At 33.2% G+C, this 18,461-nt stretch carries 16 protein-coding genes; 13 read left to right on the top strand and 3 right to left on the bottom strand.

Annotation, left to right across the window (positions count from 1 at the left end; all coding sequences use genetic code 11):
* Positions 1–35 precede the first annotated feature (35 nt).
* The gene (locus tag EG358_RS04585) at positions 36–1,151 is read left to right on the top strand and encodes a pectate lyase family protein (RefSeq protein WP_076557861.1); all 1,116 of its coding nucleotides are present in this window, start codon (positions 36–38) and stop codon (positions 1,149–1,151) included.
* Positions 1,152–1,208: 57 nt separating this feature from the next.
* On the opposite strand, the gene pelA is transcribed toward EG358_RS04585, so the two are convergent.
* On the bottom strand, positions 1,209–2,231 hold the full coding sequence (pelA, locus tag EG358_RS04580; RefSeq protein WP_076557860.1) for a pectate lyase: 1,023 nt from the start codon (positions 2,229–2,231) through the stop codon (positions 1,209–1,211).
* 9 nt (positions 2,232–2,240) lie between these two features.
* Positions 2,241–3,419, bottom strand: a complete 1,179-nt coding sequence (locus tag EG358_RS04575; protein ID WP_076557858.1) for a DUF4861 family protein — start codon at positions 3,417–3,419, stop codon at positions 2,241–2,243.
* Positions 3,420–3,727: 308 nt separating this feature from the next.
* On the opposite strand from EG358_RS04575, the gene EG358_RS04570 reads away from it, so the two are divergent.
* From EG358_RS04570 to EG358_RS04560, 3 genes are all read left to right on the top strand, one after another.
* Positions 3,728–4,405: a response regulator transcription factor gene (locus EG358_RS04570; RefSeq protein WP_076557856.1), complete on the top strand. Its 678-nt coding sequence runs from the start codon at positions 3,728–3,730 to the stop codon at positions 4,403–4,405.
* Positions 4,402–5,679: a sensor histidine kinase gene (locus tag EG358_RS04565; RefSeq protein WP_076557854.1), complete on the top strand. Its 1,278-nt coding sequence runs from the start codon at positions 4,402–4,404 to the stop codon at positions 5,677–5,679. The genes EG358_RS04570 and EG358_RS04565 overlap by 4 nt, the downstream gene beginning before the upstream one ends.
* 251 nt (positions 5,680–5,930) lie before the next feature.
* Positions 5,931–6,740 carry an HAEPLYID family protein gene (locus tag EG358_RS04560; protein ID WP_076557852.1) on the top strand — a complete coding sequence of 270 codons (810 nt, stop codon included), beginning with the start codon at positions 5,931–5,933 and terminating at the stop codon, positions 6,738–6,740.
* A 308-nt stretch (positions 6,741–7,048) separates the two neighbouring features.
* Here the strand turns inward: EG358_RS04560 and EG358_RS04555 are convergent, their stop codons facing one another.
* Positions 7,049–7,486 (bottom strand): cupin domain-containing protein, encoded by a 438-nt coding sequence (locus tag EG358_RS04555; RefSeq protein WP_076557850.1) that lies wholly within the window; start codon positions 7,484–7,486, stop codon positions 7,049–7,051.
* A gap of 262 nt (positions 7,487–7,748) precedes the next feature.
* Here EG358_RS04555 and EG358_RS04550 point away from each other — a divergent pair, with 262 nt between their 5' ends.
* From EG358_RS04550 to EG358_RS04515, 9 genes are all read left to right on the top strand, one after another.
* The gene (locus tag EG358_RS04550; protein ID WP_076557848.1) at positions 7,749–8,195 is read left to right on the top strand and encodes a PepSY-like domain-containing protein; all 447 of its coding nucleotides are present in this window, start codon (positions 7,749–7,751) and stop codon (positions 8,193–8,195) included.
* Between the two features lie 128 nt (positions 8,196–8,323).
* Entirely contained in the window at positions 8,324–14,017 is a 5,694-nt protein-coding gene (locus tag EG358_RS04545; protein WP_076557846.1) for a DUF3320 domain-containing protein, read from the top strand.
* Positions 14,018–14,273: 256 nt separating this feature from the next.
* Complete coding sequence (locus tag EG358_RS04540; RefSeq protein WP_123890011.1) at positions 14,274–14,627, top strand: hypothetical protein; 354 nt, start codon at positions 14,274–14,276, stop codon at positions 14,625–14,627.
* 212 nt (positions 14,628–14,839) lie between these two features.
* Complete coding sequence (locus EG358_RS19580; RefSeq protein WP_159436352.1) at positions 14,840–15,010, top strand: hypothetical protein; 171 nt, start codon at positions 14,840–14,842, stop codon at positions 15,008–15,010.
* A 69-nt stretch (positions 15,011–15,079) separates the two neighbouring features.
* Entirely contained in the window at positions 15,080–15,499 is a 420-nt protein-coding gene (locus EG358_RS04535) for a lysozyme inhibitor LprI family protein (protein WP_076557842.1), read from the top strand.
* Positions 15,500–15,701: 202 nt separating this feature from the next.
* Complete coding sequence (locus EG358_RS04530; RefSeq protein ID WP_262696872.1) at positions 15,702–15,857, top strand: DUF2695 domain-containing protein; 156 nt, start codon at positions 15,702–15,704, stop codon at positions 15,855–15,857.
* A gap of 94 nt (positions 15,858–15,951) precedes the next feature.
* Positions 15,952–16,908, top strand: coding sequence for a DUF2157 domain-containing protein (locus EG358_RS04525; protein WP_083676972.1), 957 nt, complete (start codon positions 15,952–15,954; stop codon positions 16,906–16,908).
* A complete protein-coding gene (locus EG358_RS04520) occupies positions 16,898–17,983 on the top strand; it encodes a DUF4401 domain-containing protein (RefSeq protein ID WP_076557838.1) in 1,086 nt (361 codons plus the stop codon). Before EG358_RS04525 ends, EG358_RS04520 begins: the two co-directional genes overlap by 11 nt.
* Positions 17,970–18,458 (top strand): GDYXXLXY domain-containing protein, encoded by a 489-nt coding sequence (locus EG358_RS04515; protein ID WP_076557836.1) that lies wholly within the window; start codon positions 17,970–17,972, stop codon positions 18,456–18,458. The genes EG358_RS04520 and EG358_RS04515 overlap by 14 nt, the downstream gene beginning before the upstream one ends.
* Positions 18,459–18,461 lie beyond the last annotated feature (3 nt).

Below are 18,461 nucleotides of genomic sequence, written 5' to 3'. Positions count from 1 at the left end.
TTTTATTAAACTAAATAAAAACAAAACTATTAACCATGAAAATCAACATCAAAGCAACTATTGCTATAGTTGCTCTCAGTACAGCTTTTGCATTTATCGGATGCGGAAATGACGACATCAAAACCGAATTCTCTGAAAACCCCAACGGAAACAGTATCGAAAACGCATTTGCGGCAAAAACCGTCGTTCCTTTAGCGAGTTGTGTCGCTCCTGGATGGGCTTCTCAAAATGGAGGAACTACCGGAGGCGGAACCGCTGCTGAAACTACCGTAACCACTTATGCACAGTTAAAATCAGCTATTGAAAACACCGCCGTTAAAGTAATCAAGGTTACCGGAACGATTACCATCACAACTCGTTTATCTCTTCAGGATCAGACCGGAAAAACCATCTACGGAACAAGCGGCGCAAAGCTTGTATCAACCAATCAGACTAAAGACGGATCAGGAATTATCAATATCAAAAGATGTAACAATATTGTTGTAAGAAACCTGATTTTTGAAGGTCCCGGAGCTTATGATACAGACGGTTGGGATAACGCAATTCTGGATGACTGCCGAAACGTGTGGATTGACCATTGTGAATTCAGAGACGGTGTAGACGGTAATTTCGACATTAAAAACAAATCGGATTATATTACTGTTTCTTATACAAAATTCCATTATTTAAAAGCTCCGAAACCAGGTGGTTCAGGCGGAACTGATGATCACAGATTTTCTAATCTGATTGGTTCAAGCGACGGCGCAACGGCTGATGCAGGAAAATTAAATGTAACATTTGTACGTTGCTGGTGGGCTCCGGGATGCAGAGAGCGTATGCCAAGAGTAAGATTTGGTAAAATTCATATTCTGAACAGCTATTTCAACAGCTCGGTAAGCAACAAATGTATCGCAGCCGGAGTACAGGCAAATATTCTTGTGGAAAGAAATGTATTTGAAAATGTAAAAGAACCTATCAATTTGATGAGCGGATTTACTGCGGTTACTCAGACAGGAAGTACTTTTACGAATGTAACCGGTAACACTGCTGGAAGCGGAACAGCCTTTACGCCTCCATATTCTATTGTAAAACTTGATGTAAATAATGTGAAAGCTGATGTAACGGCCAATGCCGGAGCAACTTTATCAGGAAATATCTGCGAAAGCTTCTAAACGATATTTTTAAATTAAAAAAGCCTGATGTGTCTTCATACATCAGGCTTATTCTTTTTATTCGGAAATTTTATTTTTCTTTAACCATTTCGGAAAATCACTTTCAATCAACTTAGTTCCGGATTCGTTATACCAACTATAGCCCATTCTGCGTTCTTCAGAAACCTCATCGTAATTATATTTTACGCTTCCGTCACGGTCACCAAAAATAGGCTTGTTAGTCGGGATATCATAAAATCTAGCCCAAACATTCGAACCTTCTTTTTTGCTTAAAGCACGGATTGCTTTTCCGTTTTCTCGTGAAACCTGATATGTATACCCAACAATTTTACTTTCATCAAACCATTTTACAGCAGACTTTATTGATTTTTCAATTTCAGGATTGATTGGCTGCATCATAAGAAATTTTACAATCGTTACCGATTCTCCGGTTGCCAAAGAGATAGGCTCAAAAGCTCTTGCCTTTTCAGGTTTTAATGTAATTTCATCATACTGATCTGCCCAAATCGAAAGTTTACCGTTTTGTATAACCTGAGTTTTTAAAATACATTTAATCCCTTTTTTTAATGCCTCTTTAGATTTCTCTTTCAATTTAAAATCAACCATTTCAAAGCCCTCTTTTTCTTCTGCCACATTATACAAAACCGTCAAAGCATTAATCATTGCGTTATCGTTGTAAGTAACCTGCTTTCTGTAAATTGATGAATTGGGAAAATACTGTGGAAACCCACCATTTTCATACTGCATCGAAAGTAAATATTGAATTCCTTTTTCGGCAGATTTCAGATAAGCCTGGTTTTTTGTAGATTGAAATGCTTTTATTAAACTGTTGATTTCCTTTGATGTAGCATTGTTATCTATGGTTGCGAGATCATTGTCATTCGCTTTGATAATTTTCAATAATTTTGAATCTATTTTTGCAGTATAATCTACATTTTTTTTATCGCTATTATGTTTTCCCCAACCTCCGTTTGGAAGCTGATAAACCATCATTTTTTCCGCCAAAGTATCTTTTACCTGTGCTGAAACTCCTGAAAATGCCAGACAAAATACGGCAACTGAAAGTTTTAATTTAATCATTATTCAACTTTATTTAACGGTAATAATTAATGGATTGGCTACAATTTTAGATTGCTTCTGCAAAATGTTTTCCCAATCTTTTTGAGTTTGAATCTGTCCACTTTTCTGCCATGCAAACCCGGCATAATAAGTCAATTTTTTCTGAGGCTTTGTAATAACCAGCAAATTACTCTGATCTGGAGTTTCAGATTTAAAAGCAACCGACTTTTCTACAATTTTAGGATTCACAACAATTCCTTCACCAACAAATGCGTCATCTATTTTTTCCCAGTGAAGATAATATCCGTCTTTATCATTCAATTTTGATTCACCTTCATTTTTATGAAGACTAATTCCGATTGTATAATTGGGAGCAGGTTTTTCGGTGTCAAAACTTGATTCAAATTTAGAAAAATTGGAACCCAGATCAAGAGAAATTCTTTTCGTCTCTTTCACTCCAAATTCACTCCACGGAGCGTAAGTTAATTCAAAAACAGTTCTCAAAGGACCTTCGGCAATCGTTTTAGAACTTATAAAATTTTGAGAAACCTGAAGTTTTTCATCTTTCCAAATTCCAATTCCTCCCGTACCACGGCTGTCTCCAACATGATAAGGATCGTAGCCTTCTCCTCTCGTATCTTTGTGATAATACATCGGATCAGTCAAATAACCTTTGTACCATTCGTTAATTATAGATTTTTCGGTTCTTTTAAACCAAATATCAACCCCGCTTGAAAGTGTACTTCCTTTTACACCTGCTAAAGCTTCAGCCTGACCTTTTGGACCGTAAACTCTGAACGCAATTTTATCATTTTCCCAAGTGTAGTCGTCAACTCTTTCAGGAACTAATCTTGAATAGGTTGTCAGTTTACTTTCAGGAACTGCTACTTTTGAATCAGCAATAATTTTATAAGAATTGGTCTTTTTCGCATCTACTTTTGCCTGAAAAAGAACCTCATCATTTTTTCCGTCTCTATCGTTATCAATCCACTGAATGGTAACATAATTATTTTGAGCATCTTTAATTCTAAAATCTTCTGCTTTATTTTTCCCTAAAAACCCCTTCAACTGGTTAATTGGAAGAGAAACTATTTCATTTCGAGCGAAATTCTGAGTATTTTTAACCTGAATTGATGTCTGTGCATTCACAAAATTCGCAGCTATGCAAACGATTGCACAACTCATTCGGGTTATTGATATTTTATTCATAAACATGAAATGTTATTTTCTCAAAAGTAAAAATAAATAGCTGAACACAAATCATGTTTCTCCTTAAAAGTTTCTTAAAATGATTTTTAATCTCTTCAAATTTTGTAAATTAGATTTCTTCAAAAAAATGGAATCGTGGCTTTGGTTGCTAGTTGCTGGAATAAAGTAAATCAAGACTTACAATTATTTTAATAATGAGAAAAAAATTTTGATTGGGACGCAGAAACAAAATGAGCTGAAGTTGTATTGAAAATCTAAAAAAAGTATAATTCCCAACTCTTTCCAGAATCATTCTCTACATTTGCTACATGAAAATCCTTGTTATAGAAGACGAAAAAGAACTTTTAAAATCTATTCATGATTCTTTGATTCAGGAGCAGTTTCTTATTGAGACTGCAGAAAATTATCAATCTGCAAGTGAAAAGATTGCTTTGTACACGTACGACTGTATTTTGCTGGATATTATGCTTCCTGGTGGAAACGGTTTGCAACTTCTTCAACAGCTTAAAGACATGGATAAATCTGAAAATGTTATCATTATTTCTGCAAAAGATTCTCTTGAAGATAAACTTACAGGATTGGAACTCGGAGCCGATGATTATTTAACCAAACCTTTTCATAATGCCGAGCTCAACGCCAGAATAAAAGCAGTTCTTCGCAGAAAAAATCAGGATGGCAAAAACAGTATTGAGGTTGCCAATATCGAACTAGATCTTACCGAAAGAGTTTTTATTGTTGATGGGGAAAATATTACCCTTAACCGAAAAGAATTTGATATTCTTCATTTTTTTCTGCTTAATAAAAAACGGTTGGTAACCAAAACAGCTTTAGCAGAGCATGTTTGGGGAGATCACATTGATCAGGCCGATAATTTTGATTTTATTTATTATCAGATAAAAAATTTAAGGAAAAAACTACAGCAATCGAACGCCGAAATTGAAATCGAGGCTGTCTACGGAATCGGCTACAAATTGATAGAAAAATGAAACTCCTCAACAAATCTATTCTTCATCTGATGACCTATCTTTTGCTGATCGTAAGTTTATGGTCAGTGATTTTTTATTTTAATATGCTCGATGAAATCAAAGGAAGTGTAGATGAAGAGCTCGAAAATTATAAAAGACAAATCGTTTTTAAGGCAGAAAAAGATCCCACTATTTTACAGCAGAAAACTTTTGATGAAGGTTTTTTTTCCGTTAATAAAATAAGCAAAGAAAAAGCTCTCAGTTTTAAAGACACTTATGAAGACACAGAAATCTATGCACAGGATGCCGATGATGAAGCTCCGGAACTAGAACCTGTAAGAATTTTGACAACAGTTTTTGAACAAAATGGAAGCTTTTATCAACTGAAAATTTTCAATAATATGGTTGAAGAAGATGATCTCGTAAAAGAATTGCTTTGGGATGCCGCCGGGTTGTATGTGCTTTTAATTTTCAGCATTTTGGTCATTAATAATTGGGTATTACAAAGACTTTGGAAGCCATTTTATGAACTTCTGAATGAGCTGAAAAATTACCGTTTAGGAATTAGCAAAAGCTTTCCGCAGGTTGAGACAAAAACCAAAGAATTCAGTGATTTACAGGATGCCGTCACTACCCTTTTGCAATACAGCGAAAAAAGCTACGAGCAGCAGAAAGAATTTATTGGGAACGCTTCACACGAACTTCAAACTCCCTTGGCGATTGCCATTGGTAAGCTTGAACTGCTAATTGAAAAAGAAAATTTCACAGAAAATCAGGCTGCAAAGATTGCTGAGATCATGGAAATTATCGAAAGATTAGTTCGTCTCAACAAATCACTTCTTTTGCTTACAAAAATTGAAAACAAACAGTTTTTTGATAATCAGGAAATTAAAGTTAATGATATTGTTGAAAAAAACATAGAAGATCTGCAGGATATTGCTGAATTTAAAGAAGTTGAGATCAGTTTTTCTGAAAACAGCGAACTTTTGGTAAAAGCCGATGCTGTTTTGATTAATATTATCGTTTCCAATCTACTGCGAAATGCAATTTTCCATAATATAAAATCCGGAAAGGTGGAAGTGCAGATTAATGCTAAAAAATTAATCGTTAAAAACACAGGAATTGAAAATTCTTTACACCCCGAAAAAATATTTACAAGATTCCAAAAATCTGAACATCATCAGTCAGGAAGCGGTTTGGGATTAGCGATTGTACAAGCGATTGCTGAATTGTATGATTTTTCGGTTTCTTATGATTTCAAAAACGGAATGCACGAGTTTACAGTGAATTTTTAATGCTTTAATTTTTTTAACGCAAAGATTTTATTTTCTTTCTTAAAATTTAAGAAGCAAAGAATAATCAATAAAATTGATTTAAGCGTGTGTTATTTTCAAGCTTCATAATCATCGCAACCTTTTCTTAAATTTTAGTTATTTTATAAATCTTTACGTTTAAATAATCTGCAATATTTTTACTTTTAAAAAATTCCCATTTCTTTCCAGATTTCTTCCTAAATTTTTCCCGATTCGTGCTGTTGATTTGTACTATGAAAACAACCAAACAAATTTTACTAGCAGGAATTTTAAGCATTTTAGGAGGCTTCTTAGCATTTGCACAAACCAAGTCTAAACCCGTAAAAGTTTCTCACGCAGAGCCTATTTTTCAGGATTTGGTAAGAGATCTCGGAGCAAGAAAAGGTGAAAAGGAATTTAATTTGGGTGCCGATTTTTCAAGTGGAAAAAATTATAGAGAAAGCGGATATTTAGCCGAGTATGAATTTGCACCGATTAACCGATTAGGTCTCGAAGTGGAAACCGATTTTTCTTTTTTCAGTCAGAAAAATAATTCTACCAAAGAACAAATTCCCGGAAACCGATTAGATGGAATCAGGCTTTCTGCGCAGTACACTTTTTTTGTTTCAGAAAAATCTCAGACTTCGATGGCTTTAGGCTATACTCAAGTTATAGAATTTACAGATTTTAAAAATTACGGCAAAGGAAAATTTATTACAGGTTTGGTGTACAGTCCGTTTTTTGTGGCTGCGAAAAAATGGGGTTCGAATATTCATACTTTAGTTTACACGTATCCGATGATTCAGCATGAATTGGGAGAAAACACGACTCCAGTTGATTGGCAAATCAATACTTCCGTGATGTATTCTTTACCCAATTCCGGTCATTTTATAGGCGTGGAAGTCAACAAAGAAATAAGTCATGGAAAAATGTCGGTCACGCTTCGTCCGCAAGTAAAAATAAAACTCGATTCACATTTTGCTGTGGGAATCGTAACGGGAATTCCTGTTTCGCACGACAAAGAAAATGTGTCTTCGTTTTTTAGATTAGTATATGAACCTTGATTTTGATTGGATTTTTTGTTTGTTATTCGCAAAGACGCAATTTGTTTTAAGCCTCTCAAACTATACGGCGCAAGGATTTTATCTCAGATAAAATTTTCAGGTCTCGCAAATTGTGCACATTAAACAGATTTTTTATTTTAAGTCTGTTAATCTCCGAGAGAAAATTTAGATATTAAATTAGATGTAACTATAAAGAATTATTAAAGTTTTTAAGCAAATTTTAGATCTACCTTAAGAAATTCATTTCTCTTAACTCAACTTAACAACTTAATAATCTTAATGGTTTAAAAAATGACTTTAGAAAAAACCTACCGCAAATCCTTTTTAATCACAAGATATTTCAAATCTTTATCTCCCGCATTGCTAATTCCATGCTCTGAATTTGGAGGACAGTACAAACTGGTATTTGCTCCGACTTCCACAGTTTTACCATCAAGATAAAAAGAAGCTTTTCCTTCCAAAATATAAAAAAATTCTTCTTCAGGATGATGATGTGGCGCATGCGTAGATTTTCCAGGCTCTACAATGCTCATCTTCAACGTGTTTTCTTCAGTGAATTTCTTATCGGCAAACCAATACTGATAACCGGATTTTGTTTTCGTCGCTTTAGTTAAATCAAATTCGTTCACGCAGTTTTCAATCGTATATTGAGAAGATTCATTTGCTGCAGCTGTTTTCTGAGCGTATATCTTTTGCTGGAATAACATGATCATTATGATAATCGTGAATTGGGATAATCTTTTCATTTTTTTAATTATTTAAAACAATCTGTTCAAAGATATTCATTTCTTCTCTGAATTTAATTTTGTGGCAAATTATTTAGATATCAGTTTAAAAATAATTATATCCTTTAAATTTTTTAAACCTTCACATATTTTACTGTTGAAGCTTAAGAAATTTATTTCACTTAAACGATCTTAAAACTTAAATTGATTTAATGGTTAAAAAAACATCATTCCCAATTGTTTCCAGAATCATGTCGGAAATTAGCATTATAAAATTTACGTTATGAAAAATTTAATAGTAGCAATCAGCATTTTAGGTTTAAGTTTAACCAACATTTCAGCACAGGATATTCATCAAAATGAAGTTCCTTCGGTTATTCTAAACAATTTCCAAAAAAGTTTTCCAAAAGCAGCCGATATCGACTGGGAAATTAAAGGAAATCTTTATGAAGTAGAATTTGAAACAGGATTATTAGGTGATGATCATAAAGTTCTGTATTCCAGAGACGGAAAATTTGTAAGACATGAAGAAGAAATTTCAAAAAATAATCTTCCAAAATCGGTTGTAACTTCCATCAACAAATCTTTTTCTGGTTACAGAATCGATGATGCAAAGAAAATTACCGAAGGTAGAAAAGTGATTTACAATGTCGAACTGAAAAATCTTTCTCAAGAATGGAAAGTAGTTTTTGATGCACAGGGAAGAATTTTACAGAAAAGAGAAGATTAAAATTAATCTTCTCTTTAATTTCATCTTAAAAATCTATTTCCATAAGCACAACTGTTTTGTACATATCTGTTTTATTTCTAAATTGCATTGTCTCTCGAAAAAGAGAATGACAATCACAAAAAACATTTATGGAGCAGATTATTCCGTTTGATTTACAGATACAGCACAGCCCTTATTTCAATTATACTTTTTGTTTAAACCAATATTCTTTTCTTCAAAGCATTTCCTTCAGAGAAGTGAGTGAAGATTTTGAAAACTTAAACCTTCAGATCACCTCATCTTTGGGTTTATTTGAAAAATATGATGTATATATTGATAAAATCAGGCAGAATTCACTGTATAAAATATCTCTTTTCAACTTTATTTTTAATAATGATTTATTGAAAAGACTGACTGAAAAAGATTTAGATCAAATCAAAATTCAGGTTTTTAAAGACGGAGAATCTATTTATGAGAAGGGTTTCAATATTGAAGTTCTGCCGATGGATTATTTTGGTGGATTGCAATCGTATCCGCAACTTTTGGCTTCGTATGTTCTTTCAAATAATAATCTTTTATATAAACTGAAAGCTGATGCGATTGATATTTTAGCGAGAAATAAACTTACTCCATCTTTTGAAGGTTATCAACAGAAAAGCAAAGAAAGGGTTTTACAGATGGTTTCGGCAATTTATAAATCTATTCAGAATCTGGAATTGATTTACAGCGCAATGCCTCCAAGTTTTGAGAAGAACGGACAAAGAATCAGGCTTGTGGACACGGTTTTGGAAACAAAATTCGGGAACTGCATCGATATTTCTTTGCTTTTCGCAGCGTGTCTTGAAGCAATTGATTTGAATCCGATTATCGTTGTAACAGACGGTCACGCTTTTGTTGGAGTTTGGTTGGATGATCAGCGTTTCGATGGAATAATTACTTTTGATCAAGCTGCAATTTCTAAAAGAATTGCTTCAGGAATTAAAGAAATTGCTTTAATCGAATCGACCAGTTTGTGCAGAGGAACCCAAGTTTCATTCAAAGATGCGATGAATTCTGCGGAAACTCAGTTGATGGATTCATCAAGATTTTTGCTTTCATTAGACATCAAAAATGCAAGGTCAGCGGGAATTTCTCCACTCCCACTTTTAAAAAATGAAACGATTAAAAGTCTCGATTTCGATTCCAATAAAAATTCAACAGAACTCGATCAGGATTTTGATTTGGGAACTCAATATGATGATCTTGAACTGACAGACTTTTCAAATTTGACCAAGCAAAAAGTTTGGGAAAGAAAACTGCTCGATCTTTCGCTCAGAAATAATCTTCTAAATCTGCGATTTACCAAAAGTATGCTACAGCTGATTGACACCAAAATAAATGTACTTGAAGATAGTTTAGCCGACGGAAAATCATTCACGATTCATCCAGACAACAATCAGGCGGTTCTTAGAAAATATAATCTGTACGGCGAGCCTTTACATCAGTCGCAACCGCTTTTTAAATTTGCGGATGATGAGTTTAAATACAACCGACTTTTAACATATTATCATCAGGATGATCTCGATAATATCCTCACCAACCTTTACAGAAGTGCAAAACTCGCAGAAGAAGAAAACGGGAAAAGTACATTGTATTTGGGAATTGGATTATTAAAATGGTTTGAACCAAAAAATAAAGACGTTCCAAGACTGGCTCCGATTTTATTAGTTCCTGTTGAACTTTCGAGAAAATCTGTGAATTCTAAATTCACACTTCGAAGCCGTGAAGAAGAAACGATGATCAACATTACGTTGCTTGAATATTTAAAACAGGAATTCAAGCTCAACATCAACAGCCTCGAAAATCTTCCGATGGATGAATCGGGAGTTGATGTGCCGAAAGTTTTGGCGATTATCAGAAATGCGGTTCTCAATCTTGAAGGTTGGGATGTTTTGGAACAATTGGTTTTGGGAATTTTTTCCTTTAATAAATTGATTCTCTGGCAAGATATTTCAAAATATTCGGAAGAAATTCAGAAAAGTTCGATTGTAAAAAGTTTGATCGACGGACGATTGACAGAAACTTTGGAAAGCGTGGAAAATGATGCTCAAAGTTTAGAAAATATCTCCGCTTCTGAATTGGTTTTGCCTATTTCGACCGACAATTCTCAGTTGAATGCGGTAAAGAATGCCAATCTCAATAAAAGTTTTATTCTTCACGGACCTCCCGGAACCGGAAAATCACAGACGATTACTAACATAATTGCCGACGCTTTATCGAATGATAAAAAAGTACTCTTTGTAGCTGCGAAAAAAGCCGCTTTAGATGTGGTTCATCACCGATTGGAAAATATTGGCTTGGGTGCATTCTGCCTCGAATTGCATTCCAATAAATCTAAAAAATCGGATGTTCTGAAACAGTTTGAAAGAACGCTTGAAGTTCCAAAATATAAAATCAATGCCGATTATCACGAAGAAGCAAAACGCCTCGACGAACGCAGAAAAGAACTTGGGAAATATGTAAATGAACTGCACAAAAAATTCCCGATTGGCTGGAGTTTATTTGATACGATTGCCTTCTTGGAAACCAATTATGTAAATGCAGATGAGCGTTTTCACATCAATTTCCCTTTGGAAAGCGCTGATGTTTTTAACTGGAATCAGTGGAAAGACTGGTTGATTCCGTTTGCGTCGATTGTGCGGAAAGTCGGGCAACCATCACTTCATGCTTTACGTCCGATAAAAACTTCAAGTCATCAGTTTGAAAATAAAAATCTTATTCTTTCCGCAATTTCTCAATATAATGAAAAGAAAAATTCGGCTGAACAGGTAAAAAGCCAGTTTCAATTGGATGAAGTTTCCAATTCTGACAGCATAGAAATTCTTGAATATTTAAAAAACAATCCGGTGAAATCCGGTTTGGTTGACATTGTTTTCAATGAAGGTCAGCTGAATTTATTCAAAAACTGGATGACTCAGCAAACGCAGTTTCAACAAACTGAAAATCAAATCACTTCCAATTTTAATTCTTCCATCTTAAATATCGATTTTGCTTCATTAAAACTGTTGTGGAATCAGGCAAAACATACGTGGTTTATTCCGAAATGGTTTAAACAAAGGAAAGTAAAACAGCAACTAAACGGTTACGCAAAATCAGGAATAGAATCTGATGTGCAAATCGATGGACTTTTTGACAAGCTTGAAAATTATCAGCAGCTTAAAAATCAATTAAACAATCTTCATTACAATGCACTTTCATCGGTGACGAATCTTTATTTTAACGGAAGTTCGTTTGATATTTCTGCGATTGAAAAAGATTTAAAAACCATTGAAAGTACGAAGGATTTAGCTCAAAAAATTTCCATTCCGAATTTTCCGGAATGGCTAAAATATTTTTCATCAAAACAAAATAACAATCAGAATATTTCTGAAGTCGTTGAAACGTTGAAAGATTTTGACAATGCAGAAACTCAGCTTTTAGAATTTGTGCATGAAGTTCCTAATGATGCTGATTTACAGACAATTGTTCAGAATATTCATCAGTTGGAAGACTGGATTAATTTCAACAGTTTAAAAGAAAAAGCACAAGATTTAAATCTAAACTGGTTCATCGATTTCCTTGAAAAAGGCTGGCTCGATACAGAATCTCTTGAGCTCGAATTTGAAAAAATCATTCATCTGAATTTATTCATTAAAACCATTTACAGTTCGGGAACTTTGAACGGTTTTGATGCCAATATTTATGAATCTCAGATTCAGCAGTATAAAAATCTTCACAAAGAATTTACAGAACTGACCAAAAATCAGTTAACGATGAAACTGAGCGATAGAATTCCTAATTTTTCTCATGAAGCCGTTCAAAGCTCAGAAATTGGAATTTTGCAGAAAGCCATCAGAAACAAAGGTCGAGGTTTATCCATCAGAAAACTATTTGACCAAATTCCTACTTTAATTCCGAGGCTGAAACCGTGTATGTTGATGAGTCCGATTTCGGTGGCGCAATACTTTGATGTAAATGAAGAGCATTTTGACTTGGTTATTTTCGATGAAGCTTCGCAGTTGCCGACTTCTGAAGCGGTAAGTGCTTTGGCGAGGGCAAAACAGGCAATCATTGTAGGCGACCCGAAACAGATGCCACCGACCAGTTTTTTTGCGTCTCAAAAAGTGGATGAAGAAAATTTTGAGCTCGAAGATCTGGAAAGTATTTTGGATGATTGTCTGGCGCTTTCGATTCCTTCAAATTATTTATTGAGACATTACCGAAGCAAGCATGAAAGTTTGATTTCTTTCTCCAACGCTCATTTTTACGATAATAAACTGCTCACGTTCCCATCTCCGGATGATCTGAACCGGAAAGTAACGTTTGAATTTGTTGACGGATTTTACGATAAAGGAAAAACGAGAACCAATAAAAATGAAGCGGAAGCAATAATTCAATACATTAAAGATCATCTTGAAAGGAAAAACAAAAAATCGATTGGTGTGGTGACTTTCAGCCAGACTCAGCAAAGTCTGATTGAAGATTTACTGCAGAAATTATTTCAGGAAAATCCGAATTTGGAAGAGTTTACCATTAATTCTGAAGAACCAATTTTCATTAAAAATCTTGAAAATGTACAAGGTGATGAACGTGATATTATTCTGTTCTCGATTGGTTACGGACCTGATGAAGACGGAAAAGTTTCGATGAATTTCGGTCCGCTCAACCGCGACGGAGGTTGGAGACGACTGAATGTTGCCGTAACAAGAGCACGCTACGAAATGAAAGTGTTTTCTTCATTAAAAGGCGACCAGATCGATATGAACAGAACGAGTTCGGAAGGTGTTTTAGGATTGAAAAACTTCCTGAATTTTTCTGAAAAAGGCTTGGTTTATCACAATTCAAATTCCAATATAAATCAGCAGAAACTGATGGTGAATTCGATTGCGAAACATTTGGAGGAAAGCGGCCTGAAAATCAAAACCAACATCGGAACTTCGGAATATAAAGTTGACATCGGGGTGATCAATCCTGAAAATGAAAGTGAATATTTAATGGCAATTTTGCTGGACAGTGAAAATTATTTTAACATCAATACAACCAATGACCGAGAATTGCTCGTTCCTAATGTTTTGAAAGGTTTAGGTTGGAATGTTTTCAGAATCTGGACTTTGGACTGGATTAAAAACAAAGAAAAAATCGTTGAGAAAATTCAGGCTGAAATTGAAAAAATAAAGACTGAGGTAAAAGAGAAACAAGAAGAAATAATTGAACTAAAAACTTCTGAGAAAGTCTATCTGAGTGAAGTTTCGGAAACTGAAAAACCTTCAAAAATGATTTCTTATGTTGCAGCAGAATTGATTCCAGAAATTAATGCAAACTCAGAATCTATTTATCTTTTTGAAAACAAACAGGTTCTTCTCAGTCAAATCAAAACAATTATTGATACAGAATCACCGATTAGCCAGAATGCTTTATTCAGGAAGATTCTCAAGCTTTGGAACACTTCAAGAGCAGGTGGAAAAATGAATAATTATCTTTTGGAAACTTTAAATTCTATCCCGAATTTACAATCCACAGAAAATTATCAGAAATTTTACTGGAGCGAAAATCTACAGCCTCAAAATCTTGCTGTTTATCGAGACAATTCAATAGAAAAAAGACTGATTGACGAGATTGCACCTGAAGAAATTTCGGTTGCTATTATGGAATTGATGCATTCGAGTTTGAGTTTAAATAAGGACGAATTGGTTCGTGCGGTTTGTAAAATTTTTGGGTTTGCGAAAGTGGGTTCTCAGATTGATTCTGTAGTGAATTTTTCTGTAGAGGAATTGATCGGAAAAGGATTGCTGAAGGAAGTCGAGGGGAGAATTGTTTTGGGGTAAATTTTAAAACTTTTTTTGATTTTCATCCTTTATTAAAAGTAAACGAAAAATATTTAATTTGAAAAATAAAGCTTTACTTTATGGAATACTCTTAATCTTAGTAGGATTTTCAGTAATTTTCTTTTTTGGTTATAAAGACAACGGTTTTTTGGAAATAATAAGTTATTTATTTTTTTTCTGTAGTTGGCTAATTATTACGTTCTCATTATTGGGGAAATATTACAGTTTTAAAAAACCAAATTTCAGTTCGAATAAAATGTTGTGGATAAAAAAAACGATTAAGAACACTGCAATAATAGGTTTTGCAGTTATTGGGATGTTTTGTTCAATGATTATTACAGGAAATTTAACTGATAGAAGAATTCAAAATATTTTAAATAATGAACCAATTGAAAAATCAATTGCAGAAGTGATAAATCTGGAAAGCAGGTACACAAGAGGAGGATGGAAAGTTTGGGCAATATTTCAATATAAAACCAGAAACGGTATTTATAAAAAAGGAATTTATAATTATAATGACAATTTCAAGAAAGGAGACAAATACGATATAATTTATTCTGTAAAATATCCTGAAATTGCAGAAATTAAAAATAAAGTAGAAAACAATTAATGATTAAATCAGAGTATGAAAAAAATATTTTGCATACTCAGTATTCTTTCTATTACTATGGTTTTTTCTCAAAAACACGAAACAAAAATCGCAGACCGATACCAATCAAAACAACCGCAGGATTAATCTATTCCACACTTTTCCTGCACATTTCCCAGATGGAAATAAGGCATTTCTGAAAAAAAATAGATCAAAATATCAATAAGGAAAATTTGAAAAATCAAGGAGCAAATTTAAATACTGAAATTATTTTAAAAATAGACCAACAGGGAAATGTGCTCAATATCTCAACCTTCGGAAAAAATGAAAATTTTAATAAAGAAGTGAAAGTTGCCGCTGCAAAAATCTACCCAAAATATAAAATGGACCGTTGGAAAAAATAACAATGGAGAAAAAGTAATTGATATTGTGAAAATACCGTATCTTTTTAAGAATCTATAGTTTCAAAAATTATGAAAAATACACTTATCATACTTATTGTTTTTCTTTCAAACTCTTTATTTTCTCAGAATAAAAGCCTGCAAGAAAACTTTATAGATATTGAAGAATCAAAATGTTTTGGCAAGCAAGATATTTCAAATGCTGAAATGCGAGAATGCACTATAATAGCGAGAGAATCTTGGGATAAAGAGCTGAATAAATATTATAATCTTCTTTCAACTAAACTTCCAAAAGACGCTTTCGAAATACTGAAAGCTTCTCAAAAAGAATGGATTATCTATCGTGATAAAGAATCTAAATTCATTACTAAATTTTATTTTGAAGTAAAAGAGGGGACAATGTGGTATAATATTGCTGAAAATAAAAAGAAGGAAATCGTGAAAAACAGAGCTTTGGAACTGCAAATGTATTTTGAAAATTTAGAGTATTGAGTTAAAAACTCTTATAAAAAACATCAATAAAATGCCCGACAAAGCCGACAAAGTAAGACGCAAACAAATCCAAAGAGAATTATAACAAAAAGCGCAAGCTGAATTTGAAAAAAGTCTTCCGGTTTCCCGTGGGCTTTTTCAAAAATTATTTGATTTTTTAGATGAAGAATTTGAGAAAAATGATTGTGATGATAGTCTAAAAATGACAAAACAATTTTTAGAATCCCAACATATTCAAAATATGGAAGAAGTTAAAAACTGGTTAAAGGAAAATGGTGGTTTTTGTGATTGTGAAGTGCTTAATAATGTAGAAGAACGTTTTGAAGAAGAAAATCAAACTCGTTTAAAAACTCTTTAGACTACAGTTCTTTTTTCGTAGTTTAGTTCAATTGAAATGAATTAATCGTTTTTTATTTCTTAAACATAATTAATTCTTGTAAATACACAATTGAATGAAAAACATACAACGTGAAGATATCAAATTGATAAGCCGTCACAGCAACATGACAGAACCGGAAGTTGGACGCCTTTTGAAAGAAACTGTGTATAATGATAAAGAAATGTGGCAGAAATTTTTGCGCCAGTTTTTTATTATACTCGGAGTAGGTTTTGCTACCACAGGAATTATTTTCTTTTTTGCGTATAACTGGGCAGATCTGCACAAATTTGCAAAGATTGGACTTACCGAAGTGCTAATTACTGCAACAACAATCATTGCTTTACTTCCTAAAATCAATCAAAATACCCGAAATATTATTCTCACCGGATCAGCCTTCTTAGTCGGAGTATTATTTGCAGTTTTCGGACAAATTTATCAAACCGGAGCCAATGCGTATGATTTCTTTTTGGCATGGACACTTTTCATCGCATTGTGGGTTGCTATTTCAAATTTTGCTCCTTTGTGGCTGCTTTTTATTGTTCTAATCAACACCACTTTTATTCTTTACACGCAGCAGGTTGCCAAAGATTGGGACGAGTTATTAATTGTAACCATCATTTTCTGCATCAATGTAATTATCCTTATTTCTACATTTTTATTGCAAAATCTAAAGAAAGTACCAGTAATTCCTATGTGGTTTACTCATATTTTAACTTTAGGATGTGCTGTTATTGCAACTTTGGGAATGATGATTGTAATTTTTGATGAATATAAATCACTTTCGATTATTTTTACGATTCTTATTTTAACGACATATGCGATCGGAATTTGGCATGGTTTAAACTCAAAAAACATATTTTATCTTTCGGTAATTCCATTCAGTATTATTTCTATTATATCAGCTTTGCTTATAAATTTCTCAACCGATGGCGGAATGTTTCTCTTTGTGAGTCTTTTCGTGATTGGAAGCGTTACAATGGTTATAATGAACATTATTAATCTTCAAAAAAAATGGAAAAATGAGAACTAAAGAAGAAATAAAACAACTCCTGGAAAATGCTCAGGAATTGGTAAACAAAGATTTAAAATTTAACGAAGAAGCAATTTATAGAGCATATGAAAAAGGCAATAATCATCAATCTCTAACTATAAAAGTTCTTTCTATTTTTGGCGGAATTATGGCGAGTTTTCTTTTTATAGGATTTCTTTTTATTGCCGGTTTATATGATTCTGAATTCGGACTATTGGTCATCGGAATTCCTTTAATAATTTTTGGAGCACTCGTTACTAAAGTAACTTACAATATACTTCTAGACACTCTCAGTATTTCGGCTTACATCATTGGTTTTGTTCTCGTTGGAGGAGGTTTATTACAAATGGAAATGAACGAAAATCTTGTCAGTATTATTTTTATTTTAATCGCAGTTTCAGCATTATTTATTGTCCGGTCTTATCTCATTTCATTTATTTCGATTGTTATAATCTGTGGTGGATCTCTATTTTTAATGATGTCAAATAACAGCTTTAATTTAATCCATATTTATATTTCTCTTTTGGCTTCAATTCTCACTTTCATATACTTAAAAGAGGCTAAATTAATGACTTTCAACAAGGCATTCTCACAGATTTATGATTCGGTGCGTATTTCATTGATTTTTTGTTTTTTAGCAGGTTTATATCTTTTAGGAAGAAATTACAGATTTGCTGATATTGGCAAATATTCAAATGAATATTTCTGGATTTCCTCTGTGGTTATTATTCTTGCAATTTTATACGTGATCTCTCATCTCTTTGAAATGCTGAATATTAAAAAGAGTGAACAAAAATATGGAATTTATGCGCTGTCGGTTTTGATTTTATTGCCTACGGTTTTTGCACCAGCTATTTCCGGAGCGATTTTAATTATTCTGTTGAGCTTTTTGGTAAACTACAAAACCTCTTTAGTAATCGGCATTGTAGCATTTATTTACTTTGTTTCACAATATTATTACGACCTTCATTACACACTTCTTACCAAATCTATTGTCCTGTTTTGTTCGGGTGTTTTGTTTCTTAGTCTGTACTTTTTAACCCATAAAAAATTATCGTCAGATGAAAAAATATAAATGGCTGATTATCGTCTTAAATCTCATGATACTTTTGGTTTATTTTAATTTTTCTGTTGTTAAAAAAGAGAACCTTTTAAAAGACGGAAAATTAATTTTGCTGTCATTAGCTCCTGTAGACCCCCGTTCTTTAATGCAGGGAGATTACATGACTTTGCGGTACAGCATTTCAGAAAACCTCAATGTAAATTCATTACCCAAAAGAGGTTATTGTGTGGTAAAATTAAATCCTCAAGGTATTGCTGAAAAAGTAAGATTTCAGAAAAATACAACTCCATTAAACAAAGGAGAATACTTAATAGAATATAATTCGCCCGACCAATGGAACGTCAATATCGGAGCAGAATCTTTCTTTTTTCAGGAGGGACAAGCTGAAAAATATGAGAAAGCAAAATACGGCGCCATAAAAGTTGATACCAAAGGAAATAGTTTGCTCGTGGGGCTTTATGACGAAAATTTAAAGAATATTAAATAATTT

Origin of the sequence: Chryseobacterium indoltheticum (assembly GCF_003815915.1) — a bacterium.
Taxonomy (GTDB): domain Bacteria; phylum Bacteroidota; class Bacteroidia; order Flavobacteriales; family Weeksellaceae; genus Chryseobacterium; species Chryseobacterium indoltheticum.
This window is presented reverse-complemented; position numbering and strand designations above follow the sequence as displayed.

Coding starts and splice junctions, on each gene's coding strand:
- EG358_RS04545 (WP_076557846.1), top strand. CDS start 8,324: ATGGAGCAGATTATTCCGTTTGATTTACAGATACAGCACAGCCCTTAT.
- EG358_RS04570 (WP_076557856.1), top strand. CDS start 3,728: ATGAAAATCCTTGTTATAGAAGACGAAAAAGAACTTTTAAAATCTATT.
- EG358_RS04560 (WP_076557852.1), top strand. CDS start 5,931: ATGAAAACAACCAAACAAATTTTACTAGCAGGAATTTTAAGCATTTTA.
- EG358_RS04515 (WP_076557836.1), top strand. CDS start 17,970: ATGAAAAAATATAAATGGCTGATTATCGTCTTAAATCTCATGATACTT.
- EG358_RS04540 (WP_123890011.1), top strand. CDS start 14,274: ATGTTGTGGATAAAAAAAACGATTAAGAACACTGCAATAATAGGTTTT.
- EG358_RS04550 (WP_076557848.1), top strand. CDS start 7,749: ATGAAAAATTTAATAGTAGCAATCAGCATTTTAGGTTTAAGTTTAACC.
- EG358_RS04555 (WP_076557850.1), bottom strand. CDS start 7,486: ATGAAAAGATTATCCCAATTCACGATTATCATAATGATCATGTTATTC.
- EG358_RS04530 (WP_262696872.1), top strand. CDS start 15,702: ATGACAAAACAATTTTTAGAATCCCAACATATTCAAAATATGGAAGAA.
- EG358_RS04575 (WP_076557858.1), bottom strand. CDS start 3,419: ATGAATAAAATATCAATAACCCGAATGAGTTGTGCAATCGTTTGCATA.
- EG358_RS04525 (WP_083676972.1), top strand. CDS start 15,952: ATGAAAAACATACAACGTGAAGATATCAAATTGATAAGCCGTCACAGC.
- EG358_RS04535 (WP_076557842.1), top strand. CDS start 15,080: ATGAAAAATACACTTATCATACTTATTGTTTTTCTTTCAAACTCTTTA.
- pelA (WP_076557860.1), bottom strand. CDS start 2,231: ATGATTAAATTAAAACTTTCAGTTGCCGTATTTTGTCTGGCATTTTCA.
- EG358_RS04520 (WP_076557838.1), top strand. CDS start 16,898: ATGAGAACTAAAGAAGAAATAAAACAACTCCTGGAAAATGCTCAGGAA.
- EG358_RS04565 (WP_076557854.1), top strand. CDS start 4,402: ATGAAACTCCTCAACAAATCTATTCTTCATCTGATGACCTATCTTTTG.
- EG358_RS04585 (WP_076557861.1), top strand. CDS start 36: ATGAAAATCAACATCAAAGCAACTATTGCTATAGTTGCTCTCAGTACA.